Consider the following 1098-nt stretch of genomic DNA (forward strand, 5'->3'; position numbering starts at 1 on the left):
CCGTACGTTCGTGACCACCTGGAACGACTATCTCGGCCCGCTGATCTACCTGCGCAGCCCGGAACTGCGCACCATCCAGTTGGGGCTGAACACCTTCATCTCCCAGTACAACGCCGAGTTCGCGCTGATCATGACGGGCTCGGTGCTGTCCGTGCTGCCCGTCGCGGTCATCTTCCTGCTCGGCCAGCGCTACTTCATCGAGGGCATCGCCTCGACCGGACTGAAGGGTTGAGGGGCATGCGTTCGCGCCACCACACCATCACCGCCATCTTCGACGGGTTCTATGTCGCGCTCGTCAGCAACCTGCTGCTGGTACTCGGTTGCCTGCCACTGGTGATGCTCGCGTTCACCACCGACGCGGCCCGCTCCTGGCCGCTCTACGCGCTGACCGCCCCGCTCTGCGCGCCCGGGCTCTGTGCGGTCTTCGCGGTCATGTCCGCCTACTCCGCCGGCGACTCCGGCGGTGTGCTGCGCACCTACGGCCGCGCCTGGCGGGCCACCGCCCGGCCGGCGATGCTCTGGACGGCGGCAGCCATGACCGCCCTGGTGGTGCTCGCCGTCGACGCCCGCGCCGCGTGGGGCCACCGGGTCGGGGCACTCGCCCTGCCGGTGCTGGCGACCCTGATCGTCCTCACCGTCGCGACCACGCTGCTCGGGCTGGTGACCCTCGCCGATCGACCCACCGCCCGGTTACGTGAGGTGGCCGGTGCCTGCGCGTATCTGGCGGTACGCCGGTGGTACCTCACCGCCGTGTCTCTGCTCGTGCTCGCGCTGCTCGCCCAGATCCTGGCGGCCCGCCCCGCGATCGCGCTCGGCCTCGCCGCCGCGCCACTGCTCTACGTCGTCTGGGCCAACAGCCGCTTCACCATGCGGGCCGTCCTCGACGCACCGACGGCCGCACCCCAGAACACCTGACCACCACGTTCCGGCCACCGAGCCGGGACGCCGATGACACACCTGCCCGGCACCGGACCGGACCCACGAGGGAGAACAGCATCCATGACGGCGACCGACGTCCGTCCCAGCTCCGACGCAGAGGCCACGGCTGCCGCGGTGGCTGCCGCGATACGCACCGTCGAAGCGAACATCGCCACCTCC

The 1098-nt window shown here is 70.4% G+C and carries 1 protein-coding gene and 1 pseudogene; both read left to right on the forward strand.

Going from position 1 to position 1098, the window contains the following annotated elements:
* Positions 1 to 232, forward strand: a pseudogene (locus PSH25_RS29115) (carbohydrate ABC transporter permease); the annotation flags it as partial.
* Positions 233 to 237: 5 nt separating this feature from the next.
* Entirely contained in the window at positions 238 to 915 is a 678-nt protein-coding gene (locus tag PSH25_RS29120; RefSeq protein WP_238662068.1) for a hypothetical protein, read from the forward strand.
* Positions 916 to 1098: the final 183 nt, after the last annotated feature.

Origin of the sequence: Micromonospora foliorum (genome assembly GCF_022229015.1) — a bacterium.
GTDB lineage: Bacteria > Actinomycetota > Actinomycetes > Mycobacteriales > Micromonosporaceae > Micromonospora > Micromonospora foliorum.

Bases quoted from the DNA above. Each gene is read 5' to 3' on its own strand.
- PSH25_RS29120 (WP_238662068.1), top strand. From the start codon at position 238: ATGCGTTCGCGCCACCACACCATCACCGCCATCTTCGACGGGTTCTAT.